This window comes from Halobacterium noricense, assembly GCF_021233435.1.
In the GTDB taxonomy this organism is placed as follows: Archaea; Halobacteriota; Halobacteria; order Halobacteriales; family Halobacteriaceae; genus Halobacterium; species Halobacterium noricense.
Genome location: NZ_CP089468.1, coordinates 2,111,746 through 2,134,955 on the forward strand (window position 1 = coordinate 2,111,746; position 23,210 = coordinate 2,134,955).

At 68.8% G+C, this 23,210-nt stretch carries 24 protein-coding genes and 1 tRNA gene; 15 read left to right on the top strand and 10 right to left on the bottom strand.

Annotated features, from left to right (window positions below; all coding sequences use genetic code 11):
- Nucleotides 1-5 precede the first annotated feature (5 nt).
- On the top strand, nt 6-1,031 hold the full coding sequence (locus LT974_RS11200; RefSeq protein ID WP_232587736.1) for a DNA-methyltransferase: 1,026 nt from the start codon (nt 6-8) through the stop codon (nt 1,029-1,031).
- A 164-nt stretch (nt 1,032-1,195) separates the two neighbouring features.
- Here LT974_RS11200 and LT974_RS11205 read toward each other — a convergent pair whose 3' ends face one another.
- The 5 genes from LT974_RS11205 to LT974_RS11225 all read right to left on the bottom strand — a co-directional run bounded on the left by LT974_RS11205 (nt 1,196) and on the right by LT974_RS11225 (nt 4,737).
- Entirely contained in the window at nt 1,196-2,569 is a 1,374-nt protein-coding gene (locus LT974_RS11205) for an Eco57I restriction-modification methylase domain-containing protein (RefSeq protein WP_232587737.1), read from the bottom strand.
- Nucleotides 2,570-2,615: 46 nt separating this feature from the next.
- Nucleotides 2,616-3,374 carry a PaeR7I family type II restriction endonuclease gene (locus LT974_RS11210; protein ID WP_269785388.1) on the bottom strand — a complete coding sequence of 253 codons (759 nt, stop codon included), beginning with the start codon at nt 3,372-3,374 and terminating at the stop codon, nt 2,616-2,618.
- 279 nt (nt 3,375-3,653) lie between these two features.
- Nucleotides 3,654-3,728, bottom strand: a tRNA-Val gene (locus tag LT974_RS11215).
- 236 nt (nt 3,729-3,964) lie between these two features.
- Nucleotides 3,965-4,501, bottom strand: coding sequence for a cob(I)yrinic acid a,c-diamide adenosyltransferase (locus tag LT974_RS11220; RefSeq protein WP_232587739.1), 537 nt, complete (start codon nt 4,499-4,501; stop codon nt 3,965-3,967).
- Complete coding sequence (locus LT974_RS11225) at nt 4,498-4,737, bottom strand: glutaredoxin family protein (protein WP_058983768.1); 240 nt, start codon at nt 4,735-4,737, stop codon at nt 4,498-4,500. The genes LT974_RS11220 and LT974_RS11225 overlap by 4 nt, the downstream gene beginning before the upstream one ends.
- Before the next feature lie 74 nt (nt 4,738-4,811).
- Between LT974_RS11225 and LT974_RS11230 the strand changes: the two genes are divergently transcribed.
- On the top strand, nt 4,812-5,135 hold the full coding sequence (locus LT974_RS11230; protein ID WP_232587740.1) for a tRNA-binding protein: 324 nt from the start codon (nt 4,812-4,814) through the stop codon (nt 5,133-5,135).
- Here LT974_RS11230 and LT974_RS11235 read toward each other — a convergent pair whose 3' ends face one another.
- Nucleotides 5,136-5,948 (bottom strand): DUF7839 domain-containing protein, encoded by an 813-nt coding sequence (locus LT974_RS11235; RefSeq protein WP_232587741.1) that lies wholly within the window; start codon nt 5,946-5,948, stop codon nt 5,136-5,138.
- Between the two features lie 150 nt (nt 5,949-6,098).
- On the opposite strand from LT974_RS11235, the gene cbiT reads away from it, so the two are divergent.
- Genes cbiT through LT974_RS11285 form a run of 10 tightly spaced genes read left to right on the top strand, consistent with a single transcriptional unit; the run spans nt 6,099 to nt 13,708 of the window.
- Nucleotides 6,099-6,671, top strand: coding sequence for a precorrin-6Y C5,15-methyltransferase (decarboxylating) subunit CbiT (gene cbiT, locus LT974_RS11240; protein WP_232587742.1), 573 nt, complete (start codon nt 6,099-6,101; stop codon nt 6,669-6,671).
- On the top strand, nt 6,668-7,396 hold the full coding sequence (locus tag LT974_RS11245; protein ID WP_232587743.1) for a cobalt-factor II C(20)-methyltransferase: 729 nt from the start codon (nt 6,668-6,670) through the stop codon (nt 7,394-7,396). The genes cbiT and LT974_RS11245 overlap by 4 nt, the downstream gene beginning before the upstream one ends.
- The gene (locus LT974_RS11250) at nt 7,374-8,264 is read left to right on the top strand and encodes a cobalt-precorrin-4/precorrin-4 C(11)-methyltransferase (protein ID WP_232587744.1); all 891 of its coding nucleotides are present in this window, start codon (nt 7,374-7,376) and stop codon (nt 8,262-8,264) included. Before LT974_RS11245 ends, LT974_RS11250 begins: the two co-directional genes overlap by 23 nt.
- Before the next feature lie 2 nt (nt 8,265-8,266).
- Nucleotides 8,267-9,241 carry a cobalt-precorrin 5A hydrolase gene (gene cbiG / locus LT974_RS11255; protein WP_232587745.1) on the top strand — a complete coding sequence of 325 codons (975 nt, stop codon included), beginning with the start codon at nt 8,267-8,269 and terminating at the stop codon, nt 9,239-9,241.
- The gene (locus LT974_RS11260; RefSeq protein ID WP_232587746.1) at nt 9,238-10,194 is read left to right on the top strand and encodes a precorrin-3B C(17)-methyltransferase; all 957 of its coding nucleotides are present in this window, start codon (nt 9,238-9,240) and stop codon (nt 10,192-10,194) included. The genes cbiG and LT974_RS11260 overlap by 4 nt, the downstream gene beginning before the upstream one ends.
- On the top strand, nt 10,194-11,150 hold the full coding sequence (gene cobJ, locus LT974_RS11265; protein ID WP_232587747.1) for a precorrin-3B C(17)-methyltransferase: 957 nt from the start codon (nt 10,194-10,196) through the stop codon (nt 11,148-11,150). Before LT974_RS11260 ends, cobJ begins: the two co-directional genes overlap by 1 nt.
- Complete coding sequence (locus tag LT974_RS11270) at nt 11,150-11,425, top strand: ferredoxin (protein WP_232587748.1); 276 nt, start codon at nt 11,150-11,152, stop codon at nt 11,423-11,425. The genes cobJ and LT974_RS11270 overlap by 1 nt, the downstream gene beginning before the upstream one ends.
- Nucleotides 11,422-12,120, top strand: a complete 699-nt coding sequence (locus LT974_RS11275; RefSeq protein ID WP_232587749.1) for a cobalamin biosynthesis protein — start codon at nt 11,422-11,424, stop codon at nt 12,118-12,120. The genes LT974_RS11270 and LT974_RS11275 overlap by 4 nt, the downstream gene beginning before the upstream one ends.
- Complete coding sequence (locus LT974_RS11280) at nt 12,117-13,340, top strand: CbiX/SirB N-terminal domain-containing protein (protein ID WP_232587750.1); 1,224 nt, start codon at nt 12,117-12,119, stop codon at nt 13,338-13,340. Before LT974_RS11275 ends, LT974_RS11280 begins: the two co-directional genes overlap by 4 nt.
- A complete protein-coding gene (locus LT974_RS11285; RefSeq protein WP_232587751.1) occupies nt 13,337-13,708 on the top strand; it encodes a DUF3209 family protein in 372 nt (123 codons plus the stop codon). The genes LT974_RS11280 and LT974_RS11285 overlap by 4 nt, the downstream gene beginning before the upstream one ends.
- Before the next feature lie 10 nt (nt 13,709-13,718).
- Here the strand turns inward: LT974_RS11285 and LT974_RS11290 are convergent, their stop codons facing one another.
- Both LT974_RS11290 and LT974_RS11295 read right to left on the bottom strand, forming a co-directional pair.
- Nucleotides 13,719-14,435, bottom strand: a complete 717-nt coding sequence (locus LT974_RS11290) for a HoxN/HupN/NixA family nickel/cobalt transporter (protein WP_232587752.1) — start codon at nt 14,433-14,435, stop codon at nt 13,719-13,721.
- A complete protein-coding gene (locus tag LT974_RS11295; RefSeq protein ID WP_232587753.1) occupies nt 14,435-16,495 on the bottom strand; it encodes a VWA domain-containing protein in 2,061 nt (686 codons plus the stop codon). Before LT974_RS11295 ends, LT974_RS11290 begins: the two co-directional genes overlap by 1 nt.
- Before the next feature lie 34 nt (nt 16,496-16,529).
- On the opposite strand from LT974_RS11295, the gene cobN reads away from it, so the two are divergent.
- The 3 genes from cobN to LT974_RS11310 are packed head-to-tail and all read left to right on the top strand — an operon-like array spanning nt 16,530 to nt 22,004.
- Nucleotides 16,530-20,573: a cobaltochelatase subunit CobN gene (gene cobN / locus LT974_RS11300; RefSeq protein WP_232587754.1), complete on the top strand. Its 4,044-nt coding sequence runs from the start codon at nt 16,530-16,532 to the stop codon at nt 20,571-20,573.
- Nucleotides 20,563-21,258, top strand: a complete 696-nt coding sequence (locus tag LT974_RS11305) for a precorrin-8X methylmutase (RefSeq protein WP_232587755.1) — start codon at nt 20,563-20,565, stop codon at nt 21,256-21,258. Before cobN ends, LT974_RS11305 begins: the two co-directional genes overlap by 11 nt.
- Nucleotides 21,255-22,004 (top strand): cobalt-precorrin-7 (C(5))-methyltransferase, encoded by a 750-nt coding sequence (locus LT974_RS11310; RefSeq protein ID WP_232587756.1) that lies wholly within the window; start codon nt 21,255-21,257, stop codon nt 22,002-22,004. The genes LT974_RS11305 and LT974_RS11310 overlap by 4 nt, the downstream gene beginning before the upstream one ends.
- A gap of 3 nt (nt 22,005-22,007) precedes the next feature.
- On the opposite strand, the gene LT974_RS11315 is transcribed toward LT974_RS11310, so the two are convergent.
- A complete protein-coding gene (locus LT974_RS11315; RefSeq protein ID WP_232587757.1) occupies nt 22,008-22,205 on the bottom strand; it encodes a hypothetical protein in 198 nt (65 codons plus the stop codon).
- 90 nt (nt 22,206-22,295) lie between these two features.
- The gene (locus LT974_RS11320) at nt 22,296-23,069 is read right to left on the bottom strand and encodes a sirohydrochlorin chelatase (protein WP_232587758.1); all 774 of its coding nucleotides are present in this window, start codon (nt 23,067-23,069) and stop codon (nt 22,296-22,298) included.
- Nucleotides 23,070-23,210 lie beyond the last annotated feature (141 nt).

Sequence of the window (23,210 nt, forward strand, 5' to 3'; positions counted from 1 at the left end):
AGTGAATGGAGACCACCCACCGCGTCCACGTCGGCGATGCCCGCGACCTCCCGCTCGCCGACGACTCCGTGGACCTCGTGGTCACGTCGCCGCCGTATCCGATGATAGAGATGTGGGACGACGTCTTCGCCGCCCTCGACCCCGCCGTCGGCGACGCGCTCGACGCCGGCGACGGCGACCGCGCCCACGACCTGATGCTCTCCGTGCTCGACGACGCGTGGGCGGAACTCGCGCGCGTGCTCGCCCCGGGCGGCATCGCCGTCGTCAACGTCGGCGACGCCACGCGCAACCTCGGCCGGTTCCGCGTCTACGACAACCACGCGCGCGTCACCGACGCCTTCCAGTCGCTGGGCTTCGACCCGCTCCCGGGCGTGCTCTGGCGCAAACCCGCCAACTCCGCCGCGAAGTTCATGGGCAGCGGGATGGTGCCGCCGAACGCGTACGTCACGCTCGAACGCGAGCACGTCCTCGTCTTCCGGAACGGCCAGCGCCGCGAGTTCGAGCCGCGCGCCGACCGCCGCTACGAGGCCGCCTACTTCTGGGAGGAGCGCAACCGCTGGTTCTCGGACGTCTGGGACGACCTCAACGGCGAACACCAGACGCTCGCCGACCCCGAGTTGCGCGAGCGCTCGGCGGCGTTCCCGCTGGAACTCCCCTACCGCCTCGTGAACATGTACTCCGTCTACGGCGACACCATCCTCGACCCGTTCTGGGGGACCGGCACCACGAGCCTCGCCGCTGCAATCGCCGGTCGTCACTCCGTCGGCGTCGAACGCGACGACGGCCTCGCCGACGCCTTCGACGACCGCATCCGCGACGCTCCCGCGCTCTCTCGGGAGTTCGCCGCCAGCCGCCTCGACGACCACCGCGCGTTCGTCGACGCCTCGGGCGACGACTTCGAGTACGCCGCCGACCACTACGACACGCGCGTCCGAACGAAACAAGAGCAAGCGATTCGCCTCTACGGAGTCACGGACGTCGAACCGACGCTCGACGGCTGGGAAGCGACGCACGAACCGTACGAGGGGTAGATTGGGCGGGGGAGCACGCATTTCGCTCGTCGAAGTAGTCCGCGTGGATTTGAATCGCCACTAGAAGCTCGGTTCGCTCACCAGCCTGCTCGGGGACAGTATCTTGTAAGACTGGGTTGCCCAGGTCGCTTGGACGCCCCAAACACCCACTTATGTCGGGTCGGCTACAGCGTCGCCTGAAACGAGTCCGCCCACTGCTTCGGTACCGGAAGGTTCGACAGAACTCGTGACTGCAGCCGATAGTAGCCGTTATTTGCTCTCTGGCAGTTCGCTTTCATCCACATGCGTGCGTCTGCCGAATTCAAGTGCTCGACGAGCTCGTTTACCGAGACGCCGTCCTTCGGCACAGCGTAGTACACCGAGTGTTTCGGCACGACTGTGCCTCGCTCTTCTATCCAGAAATTCGGTTCCTGGACGAGGTCACGGAACACGATTTTCGGTTGCAGAATGTCTTCCATCGGGGGAGTTTCGTGCCACGCGTACCACGTCTTCCCGCTTTTGACACACGAGCGGTCCTCCAGTCGTTCACGGTGATCTTCGAGCCACGAGAAGAACTCGCCCAGCTCTTCCTCATCAGCGAGCGTTCCGTCATCCCTGTACGGGCACAAAAACACGCTATCCGTGTACGGTCCGTCGAACTCCCGTAACTGACTCCCGCTCACCGTGGGACGGACCCACTTCTCCTCGATTTGTTCCGGAACCTGATCGGCTTTCGTCACGAACACGTTGTCCGCTCCAGTCGCTAACCCGGGGCTAATCCGCTCAGTGACGTCACTCAGCGTCGCGCCGGTTTGCATGTCTTGCAGGTCGGCATTTCTGATTTGGCTCGCCCAACTACTCCCGTCGCTGGGCAGAACAGCCGTGTGAGACGTCCCGTCTCGAAGTGTCACTCGCGTCTCACGCGAGTCCGCGTTGTTTCCTGCACGCCGAACTGTGGTGATGCACGGAAATGTCACGAGATCCGTAAACGCATCTTCGTCGATGTGGTGTATTTCCTCGACGTACACGTCACCGGTCATCAATAGCCGACGGAGTGGTTCGGCCGTATCGACGTACTCGAACTTCTCCGGCGTCACGAACGATAGCGTTCCGTCCGGTGCGAGTGACTCTCGTGACCGTTCAAAAAAGAGCAAGTACAGGTCGAAGCGCCCGACTGCCGTGCGGAACTTGGACTTGTACCGTTCTTTTTCCTCCTCAGATAGGCCTTCTATCGGGACGTACGGCGGATTCCCGACGATGTACGTAAACGGCCCGTAATCACGCATCTCGTCGGCGAGATAGTCCTGCTGCTCAAACTCGACGTGACGCAAACCACGAGCACGTGCCTTTTCGAGGTGTTCTGGGTTCGTTTCGACGCCCAATCCTTCCGGGTACGTCCAGCCTTCCGCATCGCATACGCGTTCGACCGCAGCAGCGAACGGCGCACTCCCACAGCCAGGGTACAGGATACGTGCGTCGCTCGTCGGCGGGACGTCTCGGAACAACCGCCTGACTATTTGCTCGGCCAAATCATCGGGCGTAGGGACATGCCCTTTCATTCAGTACCCCGGATTATCGCTCCGTAGTACTTGTACGTACGTAAACTCACTCACTCGCTCCATCCCCGTCCGTGTCGAGGTCTCGTTGAATATCGATGTGCCCGCGGACGTGCGATGCGAGAGACCGAGCGAAACGTCTGAATTTGAGTTCCTCGTTTGGCTCCCAGTACTCGCCGTTCATTCCCCGTTCCTCGTCACTCAAGACGAATGCGGCGTCGTTGACCACTCGTTGTCGAACCATCCGCTTACAGAATAGTTCCATTCTATCGACGTACGTCGCGTCTTCGAACTCGTCGTCGACAGAGAAGTTCACCTCCCGCACGTCTGGTACGTTTCTCGACTCCTCGTTGTCAGCCATGAGCATCAAATACCCAATAAATGGCTGTGGTGACGGTTCAAACACGCCGTCTTCGTACGCCTGGATGAGGTCGGTGAAGCTCCCGATCCCTTCCTCGACTCTATTGTTCAGATTGTTTCCGAAACTGGAAGCTTGGCTTTTGTACTCAACGACTGCGAGTAACTCGCCGTCGTGTACGACTGCGGTATCCCACCCCTTTTCGTGTCGATAGTAGCCCGGGAGCGTCGCGTAGTAATCGTGTTTCACCGAGGACTCCGGCACACCTGCCTCGATTAGGATGTCCTGGACGAGACCGGCGAATGAATCCATCTGCTTCCCGCCGAGGACTTCCGCGCGTTTCCCGCGTGTCGAGTCTTCCGAGTCGCGTTGGTCTTCGGCCTGCCCCGACCGAGTTTCCCAGTACCACTGCACCGCATCGCCAACTTCGGACTCGAAGTCGTCTATCATGCTTGGCACTGACTAGGGAAACACTGTATGCATGCCGATTCAGAGTGATAATCGGAAATCTTAGCATCCAAGCTAGTAGTTGTTATACTCACACTCCTTGGAGCGGGAGGCGGATCCAGCGACGAATAGGACCCCTGTTCGACGGATATCCTGGGTGATGTCCTTCTGCTTGGAGGTCACCGTTCACGACGCGGAGGCAGTACAGTTAGATGTCGACCGTTCGAATCCACGCCTCGCCACTGCGCGTTTTCGCTTCACTTCGTTCCGCGAAAATGCTCATGGGTCGGGGCGGATTCGAACCGCCGACCTGCTCCGTGTGAAGGAGCCGTCATAACCGGACTAGACCACCGACCCGCGCACCAGTTAGTACCCGTAGGCCGCCATTAAGGCTTGCGTTTAGTCGACGCGCGAAGCGATGCACCGAACCACGTCCCGATGCCCGCCACCGATAGATTTTAGTCGTTTTGGGCAAACCTAAAACTCGTGCGGCGGACGCCGCCGGCCGTCCGTCCGCGTCTGTCCCAGCCTGTCACCCGTCGGCACCAACCGCGTCCCACACGGGACGAAGGCATCATCTCGTCCGCGCGCCGTCAGTACGACGGCGACTCCTCGCGGACACCCGCTTGTAGGTTCGCCAGCCGCGCGAACACGAAGAGGGCGTCGGAGAGCCGGTTCAGGTACGCGATTGCGGTCTCGTTGACTTCCTCCTCGTGGTCGGCGAGCGCGACCGCGCGGCGCTCGGCGCGCCGGCAGACTGCTCGCGCGTGGTGGAGGCTCGCGCCCGACTCGTCGCCGCCCGGTAGAATGAACGACTCCAGCGGCTCCAGTTGTTCCTCGCAGGCGTCGATCCACACCTCGACCTGGTCCACGTGCTCCTCCGTGACGACCGGGGCGCCCTCCTCGGGTTCGGGGTTGGCGAGGTCGGCCTGCACGACGTGGAGGTGGTTTTGCGCGGCCTCCAGGTACTCGTCGAGTTCGTCGACGCCGGTCGGGCGCACCGTCCCGAGCAAGGCGTTCACCTCGTCGACGGTGCCGTACGCTTCGATGCGCGGGCTGGTCTTCGACACCCGCGTCATGTCCCGGAGGTCCGTCTTCCCGGTGTCGCCGCGGCGCGTGTAGATTTTCATGCGAGGGTGCGTTCGACGTACGTCAGGATGTTCTCGCTCTCGGCCATCGTCACGCCGTGGTCGTCGTCCACGAGCACGGGGACGCCGCGCTGCCCGCTCACGCGCTTGACCTCGTTGCGCTCGGAGTGCATCGCGTCCACCCACACCGTCTCGTAGTCGACGCCCGCGTCGTCGAGCGCGTCCGCGGCCTTCTCGCAGTACGGGCAGCCGTCCAGTTCGTAGAGTGTCAGACCCATACCGTCCCTTGGCGGGGCGGCGGCAAAGTAGTTGGTCCCGAACCGTTTTGCCCCCGCACTCCGTCGCCTCGGGCGTGCCATCGAACCGCTTCGAGACGACGTTCGCCGTCGGCGAAGTCGTCGCCGCGGAACCGTTCCCGGAAGCCCGCAAACCCGAACTCGCGAAACTCGAAGTCGACCTCGGAGACGAGGTCGTCCAGTCGGCCGCCCAGACCGGCTACAACTACGACCCCGACGGCCTCGTCGGTCGGCAGGTGTTGTGTGCGACGAACCTCGGCACCGTCAACATCGCGGGCTACGAGTCGGAAGTGCTCACCGTCGGCGTCCCGGACGAAGACGGCAACCCCGTGCTCGTCGGCCCGGACGAGGACGTGCCGCCGGGCGGCGAACTCTACTAGTCACTGGTCGCCGGCTTCGACGACCTCGTAGCCGACGTTGCGCTCGCGCAACGGGTCGGTGTGCTCGGAGAGCCGGTCGGTCGTCGCCACGAGCAGCACGGACAGTCCCTTGCTGGCGGCCTCCGGGACGGCCTCGGCAGTCCCGAAGCGGATGTCGGGTTCGACGCCAGCGTCCCGCACGGCGACGAGTGCTTCGACGCCCGCAGCGGCGACGCGGTCGTGTTCCGCGAGCCGGTCTTCGACGACGTCCTCGGCGAGCGCGCGACTCCCACCCTCTCGAACAGTAGGAACCGAGAGCACGGTGACCTCGCCGGGCTGGTAGTCGAGCATCCCCTCGAACTCCGCGGCACCCACGTCCTGACCGGGTTCGGCCGACGTGACCGCGACGGCTGTGGCGCTGCCGACGTCGCCGGGCGTGGCGTGCATCACGCCGTCCTGCATCGCGAGCGTGACGCGCTGGCCCTCCTGAATTTCGGCGGTTGCGATGGCGGTGTCGACCTCGACCTCCTCGATGACGTTCTCGGAGACGTACTCCACGAACGACCGGAGGTCGTCGGTCTGGGAGATGAGCCAGTCGACGCCCTCCTTGGTGACCTCGTAGCGGCCGCGGCCGTGCTTGCGCACGTGGCCGTCCTCCACGAGGTCGCCGAGGTAGTCGCTGACCGCTTGCGCGGTGACGCCGATGGCTTCCGCGATTTCGCGCTGGCTGACCGCGGGCTGGCGTTCGGCGATTTCGACGAGTATCTGGTAGCGTGTGGCGTTGCGCTTGCTCCGGAGAACCCCCAGCTCCCCGACGGTGCTCGAATCGCTCATTACCGCTACCTGACGCGTCCCTAATTCAAGTATCTTTGTGCAAACTGCGTCCACGGTTGCGCTACTGGCCGTTTCGCCGGCCGTAACAAAAGTAAACTTTTCCTAATTCAACCAAAATTGTTTTAGGCGCTACTGCTGTTGTGTTCGGTGATGGCTCAGACCCGACTCCCCCACGACGCCAAAGCCGGACCGACCAAATCTGAGGTGCGAGCGGTCCTCCGGGCCAAGCTCGCGCTCGGCCCCGACGACCACTTCGCCGAAGTCGGCTCCTGCACGGGCGCAGTCACGGCGGACGCCGCCCGCGACGCCGGCCGCGTCACCGCCGTCGAGCGCAAGCGCGAGCGCGTCGAGACCACCGAACGGAACCTCGCGGCGAACGACCTCTCGGACGCCGTCGACGTCCGCCACGCCGAAGCCCCCGACGGACTCCCCGAAGCCGCCGACGCGCTGTTCCTCGGCGGTAGCCGGAACTACGAGGCCGTCCTCGACTACGCCGTCGACGCGGGCGTCGACCGCGTCGTGATGAACGTCTCCCGGCTGGAGGTCGCGGGCGCTGCCACCGAGGCGTTCCGCGAGCGCGACCTCCTGGAGGAGGTCGTCCAGTTTCAGGTGAGCCACGGCTACGAGCTCGCAGGCGCGACCTCCTTCGACTCCCAGAACCCCGTCTACATGCTCGTCGGGAGCGCCAGCGACACGGCGGCAGACGCGGAGGGCGACCGATGACCCTCTACGGCGTCGGCCTCGGCCCCGGCGAAGCCGACCTCGTGACCGTGCGCGGGAAGCGCGTGCTCGAAACCGCGGATGTCGTCTACTCACCCGGCCGGCTCTCGCGGACGGTCGCCACTGAACACGTCCCCGAGTCGCGCATCGGCGACCTCGACTTCCCGATGACGCGGGACCCACAGGAACTCCGCGACGCGTGGCGGGACGCCGCCGCAGAGGTCGCGCCCTGCGCCCGCGACGGGAACGCCGCGTTCGTGACGCTCGGCGACCCGAACGTCTACTCGACGTTCGGCCACCTCCGCCGCACGCTCGACGCCTTCCACCCCGACGTGGACGTGGACGTCGTCCCGGGCGTCAGCGCGGTCACCGCGTTCGCCACCGCGCTCGGCATCGAAATCGACGCGGGCGCGGGGCTCGCGCTCCGCGAGGCCGCGCAGGGAAAATCCCCGACTGGCCCGGATCGGATGGTCCTGTTCAAGGTCACGGACGCGCCCGCGACCCACGACGGCCTCGTGGACGCTGGCTACGACGTCACGTACGGCCGCCGGCTGTTCATGGAGCAGGGCGACGAGCGCGTGACGAGCGACCCCACCGAACTCGACGAGCGGGACTACTACACGCTCGCGTACGCCGAACGCGCGGACTTACAGAAGGACCGCCCGACGGCCTTCGAGGACGTTCGCGACGGCGCGGACGGTCCTAATGGAGTGGTCGGTGGTGACTGACGCGACCGACCCGCAGGCTGCCATCGACGCCGCCAGCGAGCAGCGCGAACGCGGCCGCGACCCCCGCGTCTACGAGCACACCGCCGGCGACGTGCAAGAGGGCATCCCGTTCATCGGCGCCGGCCCCGGCGACCCCGGCCTGCTCACGGTGACCGGGAAGGAGCTCGTCGAGGACGCGGACCTCGTCGTGCACGCCGGCTCGCTCGTGAACAGCGAACTCCTGGACGAGTACTGCGCCGACGCCGAGACCGTCTCCTCCGTGGGGAAGGACCTCGAAGAGCTGATTCCGCTGATGCGGGACGCCCACGAGGACGGCCGGACCGCCGTCCGCCTGCACAGCGGCGACCCCGCCATCTACGGCGCGGCCTTAGAGCAGATGGACGCCCTCGAACAGGAAGGCGTCCCGACCTACATCGTCCCCGGCGTCACGTCGGCGTTCGCCGCATCGGCGACGCTGCGCACGCAACTCACGCTGAACGGCACCGCGAACCACGTCGCGTTCACGCGCCCGCAGGGCCGCACGCTCGACCCCGAGGACGACCACGTCTCCGAGTTCGTCGAGATGGGCGACGTGACGACCTGCATCTACCTCGGCACCCACGCCATCCCGGACGTGATGGACCGGCTCCGCGACGACGGTCACGACCCCGACACCCCCGTCACTGTCGTCTACCACGCGTCGTGGCCGGACGAAGACGTCATCGAGGGTACCGTCGAAACCATCGGCGAGAAGGTCGAGAATGCTGGCTACCGTGCGTCCGCGCTCGTCGTCATCGGCGACGCTGGCGCGGGCGCGAACTACGACCGCTCGTACCTCTACGGCGACTGGGCGAACCGCAGCGGCAGCGAGAGCGAGGCGGACGACTAACCATGAGCACCGACAGCAACGACAGCGACGGTTCTGGAGCGCACTGTTCGACGCCCGACTCCGACGGCGAGGTCGCCGAAGACATCGCCATCGTGGCGTTCGAGCGGAAGATGAGCACTGCGGAGGAAATCGTGGCGGGCATCGGCGACCGCTACGACTCCATCGAGATTCTGGAGTACCACGGCGACGTGTTCGCCGAGCACTGGGGCGAGTACGACTGCTTCGTCGGCCTGATGGCCTCCGGCATCGCGATGCGCAAGACCGCGGGGCTGCTCGACGACAAGTGGGACGACCCAGCGGTCGTCGTGGTCGACGAGGAACTGACGTGGGCGATTCCCCTCACGGGCGGCCACCACGGCGCGAACCAGGTCGCCGACGACCTCGCGTCGATGGGCGCGGTGCCGGCCGTGACCACGGCCAGCGAGGCCGCGGGCAAGCAGGGCGTCGAGGAGCGCGCGCGAGCCCTCGACGCGCACGTCGTCAACGGCGACTCCACAGTCGCGACGAACCTCGCGGTCCTCGACGAGAATCTCGGCCCAGTCGCGCGCCTCGACGGCCCCGCGGCCGTGCTCGCTGACGACGACGTCACCGTCCTCAAGCGCAACAGTAATGACGGCGTCGTCCTCGGGACAGGCAGCGTCTCCGGCGCGAAGAAACAGCAGTTCCTCGACGCGTGGGCGGCCAGCCTCGAACCCACGGACTACGACCTCGACGACGTGGAGTTCGTCGCCACGGGCATTCGAAAAGCGGACGAAGACGGACTGCTCGCCGCCGCGGAGGAACTCGACGTGGGCGTCGTTTCCTTCGAGAAGGAGACCCTCGAAGACCACGAGGGTCCGACGCCCTCCCGGTCGAAGGAACTCATCGGCTGGCCCGGCATCGCAGAGGCGTCCGCAATCGCGGGCGGCCGCGACCACGACCTGCTCGTCGAGAAGGAGCGCTACGACGAGGCGGTAACGGTGGCGGTCGGCAAATGAGCGGCGAGGCCGAGCGCAACGAGGCCGCGGAATCAGCGAGTAGCGAGGGACAGGGTCCCTCGGACCGTTCGAGCGGGCGGAGCCCGCGAGAAGACGGGGAGGAACGACCCGCGAGCAGCGACGCCGCCACTGCTACCGACACCAGCGACTACGGCACGCTGTACGTCGTCGGCATCGGCCCCGGCCTCCCCGGCGGGATGACTCAGCGCGCGAAGGACGTGGTTCGGACGGCGGACTGCGTGGTCGCGTCGAACCTCTACCAGGAGTTCCTGCGGCGCGACGGCACGCTCCCGCCAGAGGACGCCGGCGAGCGTCCCGAGCAGGAAATCGTGCGTTCGACGATGGGGCGGCAGGTCGAACTCGCGCGCGAGGCGTTCGAGCGCGTCCGCGACGGCGAGGACGTCGCGCACGTCTCCGGCGGCGACCCGAACGTCTACGGGAAGTCAGATTTGGTCTACCTGATGGCCGAGGAGGACGAAGCATACGACGTCCCTATCGAAATCGTGCCGGGCGTGACGGCGGCGCTGGGCGGCGCGGCGAACCTCGGCGCGCCGCTGTCGAACGACTTCTGCACCATCTCCCTCTCGGAGAAGTGGCGCGGCTGGGAGGAAATCGAGGAGAAACTCCGCGCGGCCGCCATCAGCGGGTTCGTCGTCGTTCTCTACAACTGCTGGCGGGATTACGAGCGCGCCGTCCAGGTACTCCGCGAGGAGCGCGCGGACGACGTGCCCGTCGCCATCATCAACGACGCGGGGCGGGGCGACGCCGGCCGGAACACCGAGGGCGAGACGCACACCGTGACGACGCTCGGGGAGGTCGCCGACCACGACGAGAAGGTCGGCGGCATGGGCACCTCGGTTCTCGTCGGGAACCACGAGACGGAGGTATGGACCAACGACCACCGCGAACACCTCGTCACCCCGCGCGGCGGGCGTGACGTCGAGGACTTCTGATGAGCACTGACGACACCACCACCGAGACCGACGCATCGACTTCCAACTGTGGCGCGAGCACGACGGAGACGTCCAGCGAGTCGAAGTGCGGCGCGTCCAGCAGCACCGACTCGTCCTCGTCGTGTGGCGCGTCCGAGAGCACCGAGGAGAAGGTCGGCTCGACTGTCGACGACTTCGACGCCGACCCCGGCAAACTCACCGCAGTGGGCCTCGGCCCCGGTCAGCCCGAGGGGATGACCGAGCGCGCGAAGGCCGCGCTCGGGGACGCCGAGCACATCGTCGGGTACACGACGTACATCGACCTCGTCCCGGACGACATCACCGACGACGCGGAGGCCATCTACGACACGCCGATGTGCGGCGAAGTCTCCCGCACGGAGGAGGCCATCGACCGCGCGCTCGCGGGCAACGACGTCGCCATCGTCGGGAGCGGCGACCCGAACGTCTACGCGCTGGCGGGGCTGGCACTCGAAATCGTGGAGTCGAAGGGCGCGACCGCGTCGACGCTGGACTTCGAGGTCGTACCGGGCGTCCCCGCGGCGCAGTCCTGTGGGGCGCGGCTCGGCGCACCCCTCGTGAACGACTCCGTGAGCGTCTCGCTGTCCGACCACCTGACACCGATGCCGGAAATCGAGTCGCGGCTGCACGCCGTCGCCGGCGAGAAGTTCACCATCTCCATCTACAACCCGTGGAGCCGCAAGCGCCGCGAGAACTTCCAGAAGGCCTGCGAGATTCTGCTCGCGCACCGCGACGCGGACACTCCCGTGGGTATCGTCCACGGAGCGGGCCGCGAGGACGAGGAAGTCGAACTCACGACGCTGGGCGAGCTGGAGTCGTACGGAGAGACCGACCTCGTGGACATGACCACGACCGTCGTCGTCGGCAACGAGGACACGTACGTCTTCGACGACCGGATGGTCACCCCGCGCGGCTACGAGACGAAGTACGACTACTGATGTACCGAGTGACAATCGACCGCGACGCCTGCGACGGCGTGTTCGCGTGCCTGACGCGGGACCCGCGGTTCGTCGAGGACGCCGACGGCATCGCCACGCTTGACCCTGACGCGGACCCCGCGCCGCCCGACGACAGCGACGACGGCACCATCGAGCGAGACGACGACACAGTAGTCGGAACGTTCGACGACGAGCGCGTCGCCGACGCGGAGGACGCCGCGGCGGCGTGCCCGTTCGACGCCATCACCGTCGAAGACGTGGAGGGCGAGCCGTGAGTACCGACGAGTCCGACGTGGCCGTGCCGGCGTCCGCGCTCGCCGCGCACCCCGAGACCGCGTACTTCTGGGGGTACGTCGCGGGCGCGGGCGAACTCGGCGACGCCTGCGTGACCGTCGAGACGAGTGACGAGGCCGTCGCCGACAAGCTCGCGGCAATCGCGGGCGGCGAGCGCACCGGCCATCGCGTGGACGAACGCGAGTACGCCCACGACACGTCGATTACGCGCCGCGAGGACGAGTACACGGTGCAGGTGTTCGGCGGGCTCGCGGCCCGCGCGGCCGCCGCGTTCGGCCTGCCCATCTCGGGCGACGCGGGCGGCTACCGGCTGGACGCGCTCGCCGACCACGACCGCCAGCTCCTCCGCGGGCTCGTGGAAGCCTGCGGCACGGTCTGCTTCAAGTCCTCGTCGGGCACCGTGGGACTCTCGTTCGTCCACGACGACCGCGCGCTCCTCGACACCGTTCAGTCGCTCCTCGACGACGCGCCCGTGGACGCGCCGTACGGCGAAGTGGCCGACGCCTCCTCGGGCTACTACTTCAGCGTCGAGGACGACGCCGTCCCCGAACTCGGCGCGTGGCTGTACGAGGGCAGCGAGGCGTCTGGGCTGTTCGCGCCGTCGCGCTGCCGGAAGCTCCGGCGGAGCCTCGAACAGGCCGAGAACGTCGACGTCTCGCTGGAGGTGGGGCCGTGAGCCGCACCGACGAGGCGACGGCCAGCCTGAACGACGAGGCCGTCCTGCTGGTCGGCCACGGCTCGCGCCGCGAGGAGTCCAACGAGCAAGTGCGCACGCTCGCTGCGGACCTCGAAGCGCGGCTGGGCGTGCCCGTGGACGCGGGGTTCCTCGAACTCGCGGAGCCGTCGATTGCGGACGCCATCGACGCGCTCGCGCCCGCCGTCTCCAGCATCTCCGTGGTCCACCTGTCGCTGTTCGCTGCCAGCCACGTCAAGAACGACGTTCCCGCGGCGCTCCGGCAGGCACGCGCCGACCACCCCGACGTGGCCTTCGACAACGGCTCGCACCTCGGCGTCCACCCGGCCATCGTCGACCTGCTGGACGACCGCGCGGCCAGCGTCGAGGCCGACCTCGGTGTCGACCGGGCGAGCGACGACGTGGCTGTCGTGCTGTGCGCTCGCGGGTCTAGCGACCCGGACGCGAACGCCGACGTTCACAAACTCGCGCGCCTACTCTACGAGGGGCGGGAGTTCTCCCGCGTGGACGCGACGTTCATCGGTGTCACGGAGCCGACGCTCGCCGACACGCTCCACGACGTCGCCAAGCACCGCCCGGACGCCGTGGTCGTCCTGCCCTACATGCTCGGCGACGGCGTGCTCACCGGCCGCATCCGGGACGGCACGGCCGATTTTGACGCCGAATACCCCTACGTCGAGGCGGCCTGTGGCGACCCACTTGGCACGGACCCCCGGCTGCTGGACGTGCTCGGCGACCGCTGGCAGGAAGCCCGCACGGGCAGCGTCGAGATGTCCTGTGACACCTGCAAGTACAAGGTCGAATTGGACGGCTACGAGGAGGACGTCGGCGGCGCGAAGGCGATGCTGCGCGCGCTCGACCACCGCGAAGCCCACGCCGACCGCGAGAACGTCGCCGACGACCCCCACGCCCACGACGCGCCGGACAAGCACGTCGCCGTCTGCACGAACCAGACGTGCGCGGCGGACGGCGCGCCGGCGGTCCTCGAACGCCTCCGGCAGGCCGCCCGGGACGCCGACGGCGGGAGCGTGCGCGTTACGCGCTCGTCGTGTCTCGGCCAGTGCGGTGACGGCCCGAACGTCGCCGTCTACCCGGACGGCGTCTGGTACCAGCGCGTCGCCCCCGACGACGCCGACCGCATCGTCACCTCGCACCTCGACCGCGAGCGCGTCGTCGCCGACCTCGACGCCCAACTGCTATGACTTGCCACGAACTCGAAGCCCTACGACTCGGCCTCATGAACGTCCTCGGTACCGACGACCGGAGCGCCCGCGAGCACGCCGAGAAGGAACTAGAGGGACACCTCGACGGCCCCATCGAGGGGCTGGCCAACGCCGACTCGCTGTCGGCGCTCCAGCGCCACCTCGACGCCGCGCTCGTCGACCTCGAAGAGCAGGTCGCCGCGACCGACGAGGACGACCAAGAGTACGACTACCTCCGCGGCCGCCTCGTCGCGGTGCGGGACGCCGAGCGCTCGCTGGCGCGCCTCGCCGACCACGGCGACTCGCTGCTCGCGGACCTCGGCGAGACCCACCACTCGCTGCACGACGCGTTCCCCGCAGAAGACTAATTCCTTCTTTTCAGGCCAGTAACTGCACAGCGAATGCGAGCACGACGACGCTCGCGCAGAGTTCGACCGCAGCGTGGGCGTGCTGGCCGCGCTCGCGCGCTGCCGTGAACACGCCGCCGAGGCCGGTGCCGACGCCGACCATCGTGACGGTGAGCGCGACGGCGTAGACGCCGACGCTGGCGGCTGTCGCGGGGAGCCCGGCGGTCGGCAGGACGGCGGAGACGAGCGCGAGCATGCTCACCGGCGGCGACAGCGCAAACAGCGAACCCACGACACCCGTACGGAGGTAGTCGCGGCGGGTCTCGTGGCTGTGACTGTGGAGGTGGGCGTGCGCCCGTGCCAGGACGCGGCCGACCAGATTCGAGGCGTCCTCGGGCGACGGCCGCGCGGAGCGTCCGCGGAGCCGGCGCGCGCCGGTGACGGCGAGCAGCGCGGCGACGGCGACGAGAATCCCGCCCGCGACCAGCGTCCCGAACTCGTCGACGACCGCGGGCACGGTGCTGGCGGCGGTGCCGAGCAGCGTGAGCACGGCGACCCACGCGACCACGACGAGGACGTGCCCGACGGCGAAACTCCCGCCGACGAACGCGGCGTGCGTCCACCGGTCCGTGTCGCTGGTGAGCGCGGAGATGCCGGCCGCGTGGTCGGGTTCGAGCGCGTGCGTCACGCCCAGCACGGCCGCCGCGCCGAGCACGCCGAGGCCGGCACCAGCGCCGAGGCCGGCCATCAGCGCTCACCCCCCGCAGTGCGGACGGCCCCGTCGATTCGCTCGGGCGTCAGCGCGTCCAAGGGCACGCGCTCGCCGCCAGCAGCCCGTACCACGTCGTCCACGAGGCTCACGCGACCGCCGTCCCCGGCGTCCACGACGAGCACTTCCGCGCCGCGGTCGGCAAACGCGCTCGCGGCCTTCCGGGTGTCCGCGGTCGGCGCGTCCGTGCCGGCGTTCGCCCGGCCGTCCGTGACGACGACTACGACCGCGGCGTCCGGGTTCGCACGCGCCAGCACGTCGTCGGCGGCGCGCAAGCCCGCGGGCAGCGGCGTGCGGTCGCCGGTCGGCAGCGACTTGAGGTGGCGCGCCGCCAGCGTCACGCTGTCCGTCGGCGGCAGGACGACGTTCGCGTCCTCGCCTGCAAACGTCACGACGGCGACCTCGTCGCGGCGCTCGTAGGCGTCCCACAGCACGTCCAACGCGACGCCCTTCGCGGCGCGCATCGGCCCGCGCATCGACGCGCTGGCGTCCACCGCGAACACGACGAGCGCGGACGCCGACCCCGCTCGCACGGACTGCCGGAGGTCCCGCCGTTCGACCCCCTCCGCGCCGCGCGCCGCGGCCGCTCGCACCGACGCCGCGGCGTCCACGCTATTCGTCCCGGACGCCCGCTCGGTGCGCACGCGCGGCCCACGACCGTCCGTGCTCGGTGTCGCGGTCGCCCCGCCAGTTCCGGCGGGTCGCTCCGCGCTCGCTGCCGCCGTCTCCGGCGCGGCACCCGCACCCGGCTCGGCCGTCTCCGAGCGCGACTGCCCGGGAACGAGCGGCGCGGCGTCCTCGGTGTCGTCGCCCTCGCTGCCCGATTCGTTCTCGGCCTGTTCGGCCTCGCCGACGTTCCCGTCGCCTTCGTGCTCGTCTCCCGAGCCGCTGGAGTCGGGGTTTGACGGGGACTCGTCGCCGTACTCGTCGTCCGGCTCGGGGTCCGCTCCCGAGTCGTCGCCCGTGTCGGCATTTGATTCCTCGCTCTCTCCGTCGTGCTCCGCGTCGTCCGTTCCGTCCTCGAAGTGGTCGTCAACGACGTCCTCGGGGTCGGGCGCGTCCTCGAACGGCCGGGACTGGAGGCGGTGCGGGAGCGCGAACTCCGCGGCGCGCTGGACGTCGGCCTCCGTGACCGTTGGTCGGCCCTCGAGCGCGGCGAACGTGCGCGCGGCGCGAGCGATGGCGACGTCGGCGCGGTGGCCGTCGACGCCCGCGTCCCGGCAGAGTTCGGAAATCTCCCGGACGAGCGATTCCGGGAGGTCCACTTCGGAGAGCATGTCGCGCGCACCGAGCAGGCGCTCGCGGACCTGGTCGGTCTCCTCGCCGTAGTCGCCGTCGAAGCCGTCGAGCGCGCGCGAGACGATTGCCGCGCGGTCGTCGAGGTCGTCGCTGCCCGCGACGCGCACCTGGAGCGCGAAGCGGTCGCGGAACTGCGGGCGGAGCTCGCCCTCCTCGGGGTTCATCGTCCCGATCAGGGTGAACGCCGCGGGGTGGGTGACGCTGACGCCGTCGCGTTCGACGCGGTTGACGCCGGCGGCGGCGGCGTCGAGGAGGACGTCGACGAGGTGGTCGTCGAGGAGGTTCACTTCGTCGACGTAGAGGACGCCGCGGTTCGCCCGCGCGAGTAAACCAGGGTTGAACTCGGCGTCGCCGTCGAGCGCGTCCGGCACGGACAGCGATCCGATGACGCGGTCGCGGGACGCGCCGAGCGGGAGCGTCACGAACGGGACTGGTCGCGTCTCGACGGGTGGGTCGTCTCGTGCCCGGCAGTCCGCGCACTGGCACTTCGGGTCGTCGGGCGGGCAGCCGTAGGGACAGTCGGCGACGGCGCGCTGGTCGGGGAGGAGGTCGGTGAGCGCCCGCGCCGCCGTGGACTTCGCGGTGCCCTTCTCGCCAGCCGCGAGGAGGCCGTCGAGGGCGTCGTTGGCGGCGACCGCGAGGAGCGCGTCCTTGAGGTCGCGCTGGCCGACGACGGCCGGGAACGGCACCGCGGCACGGCTCGCCTGCGACAGCTTTTTGCCGCTTCCTAATTCAACCATAGTTGTAATACCACAACGGAGGTTTAATAGACTTATGCCTAAGATTGCACTCTACACCGCGACCGAGAACGAACTCGGCTCCATCCAGGCGGCCGCCGAGCGCGTCGAGGCTGACCTCCTCGCGCGCTCGGAGAGCGACCTCGACGACGACACCGACGTCGAGGCGTTCGCCGACGCCGCCGCGGACGCCGACGCCGCCGTGTTCTGGCTACACGGTGCCGAGGACAGCATGCCCGGCTACGACCGCGCGACCCGACGGCTCGCCGACGAGGGCGTCCCGCTCGTCGTCAACTCCACGGGCGACGCCTACGCCCTCGAGGATACCACCGTCGCCGCGGAAGACCGCGACGCCGTCTACGAGTACCTCGACCGGGGTGGCACGGCGAACGTCGCCAACTGCCTGCGCTACCTCGTCGACCATTACTCGCCCGCCGACCGCGCGTACGACGACCCCGTCGCGCTCCCCACGGAGGGCGTCTACCACCCCGACTACCCGGGCGTCGCGTACGACGAACTCCGCGCGACCTTCGACCCCGACGCGCCGACCGTCGCGGTCTGGTTCTACGAGTCCCACTGGACCCACGAGAACACCCGCTACGTCGACAGCGTCGTCCGGGCGTTAGAGGCGCAGGGTGCGAACGCGCTCCCCATCTTCTGTAATCCAGCGACGGACAGCGACGAGCAGGAGGACGCCGAGTGGGTGACCGACGAGTGGCTCCTGGAAGACGGTGAGCCCGTCGTCGACGCCGTGCTCTCGTCGTTCATGTTCTCGCTGTCGATGGACGAGCGCGGCCGCTCGGCCGACGACGAGGGCGACTCCGCGGAGGACGTCTTCCTCGACCGCCTCGGCGTCCCGGTGCTCCAGACCGTCACGACGATGCGCTCGCGGTCCCGGTACGAGTCCGCGGACACGGGCGTGATGGGGTTCGAACTCGCGCTCTCGGTCGCGCTCCCGGAGTTCGACGGCAACGTCATCACGCACCCGATTTCGGGGAAGGAGCGCACCGACGACGACGCGGGCATCGGCACCGCGCCGAAACAGCACTTCCCCATCGAGGACCGCGTCGACCACGCCGCCAGCCTCGCGGTGAACTGGGCGCGCCTCCGCCACCTCGACAACGACGAGAAGCACGTCGCCGTCGTGCTCCACAACTACCCGCCCAGCGACGACGGCATCGGCACCGCGTTCGGCCTCGACACGCCCGAGAGCACGGTCAATCTGCTCGACGAACTGGACGCACGCGGGTACGAATTAGGTAGCGAGGCGCTTCGCGCCTCGAAACAGTCGAGCGGGGAGCACAGCGACCCGCGAGACGGAGCGAGCCCACCGGAGGGACAGGCGCTCATCGAGCAGTTGACGAGCCAGCTCACGCTGGACGACCGCTGGGTCGCGCCAGAGGACGTCGCCGAACGGAGCGTCGACGTGGTGTCGACTGACGAGTACGCGGACTGGTGGGCGGACGCGGACCCGGAATTCCGCGAGAACGTGGTCGAAGAGTGGGGCGAGCCGCCCGAGCGCCCGTTCGCGATTCCGGGCGTCGAGTACGGGAACGTGCTCGTGACCGTCCAGCCGCCCCGCGGGTTCAGCATGGACCCACAGAAGGTCTACCACGACAGCGACCTCCAGCCGCCACACGACTACTACGCGTTCTACGCGTGGCTCCGCGAGGACTTCGACGCGGACGCGGTCGTCCACCTCGGCACGCACGGCAGTCTGGAGTGGCTGCCCGGGAAGACCGTCGGCCTCGATTCGGCGAGTGCGCCGGACGCGCTGCTCGGCGACCTGCCGAACGTCTACCCGTACATCGTCAACAACCCCGGCGAGGGCACGCAGGCCAAGCGCCGGTCGTACGCCGCGGTCGTGGACTACCTCACGCCCGTGATGCGCAACGCGGGCACGTACGACGAACTCGCGGAACTCGAAGAACTGGCGTCGCGCTACCGAGAAGCCGGCACTGGCTCGGGCGCCGACAGCGAGGCCCACCTCGCCGAGCGCATCCGCGAGCACGTCGACGACCTCGACCTCGCGGTCGAACTCGGGATCGCGGGCGAGATTTCGGAGAAAGCCGACGTGAGAGGTCCCGAGGAAGCCGGCACGTCGCTCGCAGAAGGCGACGTATCGGGTGACGACGTAGACATCGAGGAACTGGTCGAGCGCGTCCACGAGTACGTGACGGACGTGAAGACGACCCAGATTCGACTGGGGCTCCACACGATGGGTGAACCCCCGGAAGGCGACCGCCTCGTGGAGTACCTCGTGGCGCTCACGCGCCTCGAGAACCCGGGCGCGCCGTCGCTGCGCGAGAGCGTCGCGGGCGTGCTCGGCGTGGACTACGAGACGATGCTGGACTCCCCGGGCGCGTACAGTGAGGAATTGGGGATGACGTACGCCGAGGCCGCCGACGAGGTGTACGAGACGAGCGTCGACCTCGTGGAGACACTCGCCGCCGAGAACTTCGACGTGCCCGCGTCGAACGTCGAAGCAGGCCCCGAAGACGAGGTGAACATGAATCTGCTCGTGGTCGACAGGGAGGCGTCGGAGACGCCTCTTGCAGCCGGCGAAGCCGGCGACGTCGACACGCTCGGCGACGCCCGCGCGAAGTCCGGCGCACACGACGACCTCCGTGACGTTCTCGCATTCATCTGCGAGGAGGCCGCGCCGCGGGTGTTTGGCGCGGAGACCGAGATTCCCCAGACTGCGGACGCGCTGAACGGCGAGTACGTCGAACCGGGCGGGAGCGGCGCGCCGACGCGCGGCGGCGTCGACCTGCTGCCGACGGGCCGGAACTTCTACACGCTGGACCCGCGGAAGGTGCCCGCGAAGACCGCCTGGGACGTGGGGAAGGAAGTCGCAGACGGCATCGCCCAGCGCCACAGAGAAGAGAGTGCGGCGCGAAGCGCCGTGGACCAGTCGAGCGGGGAGCACAGCGACCCGCGAGACGAGGGCGAGTACCCCGATGAGGTCGGGGTCGTCGCGTGGGGGACGCCGACCGTGCGGACGCGTGGGGAGACTATCGCGCAGGTGCTCGGCCTGATGGGCGTCCGGCCGGTGTGGACCGACGCCGGGCGCGTGGACAGCGTGGAGCCGATTCCGCTGGACGAACTCGGCCGCCCCAGAATCGACGTGACGACGCGCGTCTCCGGGCTGTTCCGGGACGCGTTCCCGCAGGCGGCGGGCGTGATTCACGACGCCGTCGACGCTGTCGTCGCCCTCGACGAGTCCCACGACCAGAACTACGTGAAAAAGCACGTCGAGGCGGACGCCGCGGAACTCGAAGCTGAGGGCGTCGAGAACCCCGAGGAGGCAGCCAAGCATCGCGTGTTCACGACGCGCCCGGGCGGCTACGGCGCGGGCACGAACAAGGCCGTCGACGAGGGCGAGTGGGAGGACCGCTCGGACCTCGCGGACGTCTACGTCCAGTGGGGCGGCTACGCGATGGGGTCGCGGGGCCGCGTCTCGGAAGCCCACGACGCCTTCGAGCGCCGCCTCGGGAACGTCGACGCCACCGCGAAAATCGAGGACACGATGGAGCAAGACGAGTTCGACTCCTCGGACTGGTACGCGTTCCACGGTGGGTTCATCACGGCCGTCGCGGAGGAGTCCGGCGAGGAGCCCGCCTCCTACGTGGGGGACTCCAGCGACCCGGACAACGTGGACGTCTACACGAACGAGGAGAAGGTCCGGAAGGCGATGCGCGCCCGCGTGCTCAACCCCGAGTGGCTGGACTCGATGGAGGAGCACGGCTACAAGGGCGGGGGCGACCTCTCGTCGACGGTCGACGTGACGCTCGGCTGGGACGCCACCACGGGCGTCGTCTCCGACCGCCTCTGGGAAGACGTCGCCGAGCAGTACGCCTTCGACGAGGACCGACAGGAATGGCTGCGGGACGTGAACCCGTGGGCGCTGGACTCCATCACGGACACGCTGCTGGAAGCCATCGAGCGCGGGCTCTGGGACGCCGACGACGAGACGGCCGAGCGCCTGCGCGACCTGAACCTCCAGGTGGAGGGCGACCTCGAAGCGAAAGCCAGCGACTCCCCCGCCGCGACTCAGGAGGTGTCCTCGGATGACGACTGACGGCGACTTCGAGTCGTACGCGGACCTCGGCGCGACCACTGAGAACGCGATGGACATCGCGGAGACGAGCATGGACCGCGTGCGCGAGCTCGTCCCCGACGAGACGCTCGCGGACCGCGTGCGGCAGAAGTCCGTACACGCGACCGGCGACCCCGAGTTCCAGCACCTCGTGCGGTTCACGGGCAGCGACGACTCCGAGCCCGTCCGCGCCGGTGCCCGCGCGGTGCTCGACGAGGCACCCATCGTGACGGACATCACGATGGTGAAAGCAGGAATTACGGGCCGCGGCCACGACTGCGCGGTGCACAAGGCCATCGGGAACGGTGCCGAGTTGGCGGCCGAGACCGGGATGACCCGCACGGCCGCCTCCGTGCTCGAACTCGACAGGGAGGGCGTCTACGACGGCGCGATAGCCGTGGTCGGGAACGCGCCGACCGCGGCGCTCGCGCTCGCGGACTGCATCGCGGACGGCACCCGGCCCGCGGTCGTCGTCGCGACGCCCGTCGGCTTCGTGAAGGCCGCGGAGAGCCGCCAGCGCCTCCGCGAAGTCGCGGGCGAGCACGGCGTGCCCGCCATCACGAACGTCGGGCGGCGCGGCGGCAGCGGGCTCGCCGCCGGGCTGACGAACGAACTGGTCCACGTCGCCAGTGACGCCCGTGACGGCGACCTCGACCTCGAACAGTGAGCGACGACTACGACCTCGATTCGGAGCCGGACCCGGCGGCGTTCGCGGCCAGCGAGCCGGAATCAGCCAAGGAGAACGGAGCCGTCGTGCACGCCGTCGGCGTCGGCCCCGGGAACCCCGAGTTCCTGACGCCACGCGGCGAGCGTGCGATACGAGACGCGGACGTCGTCGTTGGATTCGAGACGGTCGTGGAGTTCGTCGCGGACCACACGGAGGCCGACCTGCTGACGTGTGGCTACCGCGACGAGGGCGAGACGCTGGCGGCGTTCGCGGAGCGCGTCGCGGCCGGCGAGCGCGGGACCGCGGTGCTGATGGGCGACCCGAACCACTCGGGCTACCAGTTCCTCGGGAAGGTCGGGTGCGCGGTGGAGCCACCCGTGCGAGTGGTTCCGGGCATCTCGTCGCTCCAGGTGGCAGCGAGTCGGGCGCGCACGCCGATGGAGGACACCGAATTCGTCACGCTCCACAAGAGCGGCGACCTCGCGCCCGACCTCGCACGGCTCCGCGAAGCCGTGGGCGAGCGCCACCTGCTCGTGCTGCCGCGGCCGTTCGACCTGATGCCCGGGGACGTCGCCGCGGACCTACTGGACGCGGGCGCAAGTCCCGACTTGCGGGCGCTCGTACTCGAACGACTCACGCACGACGACGAGACGATTACGCGGACGACGCTCGGCGACCTCGCCGAGCACGCCGGCGAGGAGACGCCGTTCTCTGATTTGTCGGTGCTGGCCGTCCGGCGGGCGTAGCCGTCAGTCTCGGCCGGCAATCGCTTCGAGCGCGGCGAGCAGCCGCCACGCGAAGTAGCCGACGCCGACCACGAGCGCGGGGAGCAAGCCGAGCAGCGGCTGGTGGGCGATTAGCACCGAGTACGCGAACACGGCCACGAGGAAGGCGACGATGACGACGGTCCACGAGCGCGGGAGGGATGGGGGCGAGTAGTCGGACACACGCCGAGTACCACGAGAAGCGACATAGTAGTTGCCGCAAGGAACACGAACGAATCTCGGACAGTACGTAATTCGAGCGCGAACCGACCGCTACCGGCCGTCGCCGTCGGCGGCGAATGCGGCGGCGTCGGCGGTCAGCGACGCCTCGAACGTCGTGCCGGCGTCGTGGCTGGCGAGCACGCGTTGTTGGGCGAGTTGGGCTTCGACGGCGTCCGTCAAGCGCGGGTGAGCACCGAGCGGGTCGGCGTACGCGAGGCCGCCGCGGTCGAGTTCGAGGCGGTCGGGGATGTCGCGGTCGGTGGCGTCGCCGCCGGCGACGAACAGCGGGACGGCGACGGCGTGGTCGGCGTCGAGGTTGTAGCGCAGGCACTCCGCGGCGGGGTTCTGGACGAGGTAGCTGGTGGCGACGTCGTCGTAGTCGCCGTTCGCGCGCAGGCGGGCGGCGTGGTACTCCGCGACCTGTCGGTGGTAGGGCCGGGAGCTCGCGCCGAGCGCGACGAGACCGACCGCGTCCGGGGTGCCGTCGGCAGCGTCGACAGCACGGTCGCGGAGCGCGTCGGTGACCACGGGACTGCGACAGACCGGTTCGCAGTAGTGGACGGCCGCGTCGAGGCGGTCGAGCGCGGAGGGGACGCCGACGGTCGTTTCGCGGCCGTGCGCGGCCGTCATCGGGACGGCGAACGCGCGGTCGGCGTCGACGGCCGCGAGCTGGTCGCGGAGGTCCCGCCGCGGCTCGTGGCGGAAGTAGCAGGCGTGGACCGCGTCCGCGACGCCGCGGTCGCGCAGGCGGCTGGCGTGGGTGGCGAGCGTTTCGCGGGCGTGGGGCGTGTCCCGGCCGAGCAGGACGAGAGCGTCGCGTGTCATGGTAATAAAGTTGGATTGTCCTAATCCAACTCGGGTTGCATAACGTCGTGGGCGCGCCCCCCTAATAGCTTGCGCTGGCCGTCCCGAACGAAGCCCTCGCTGACGAACCCGACCGCCGAATTAAAGTTCGCTTGTGTTCTC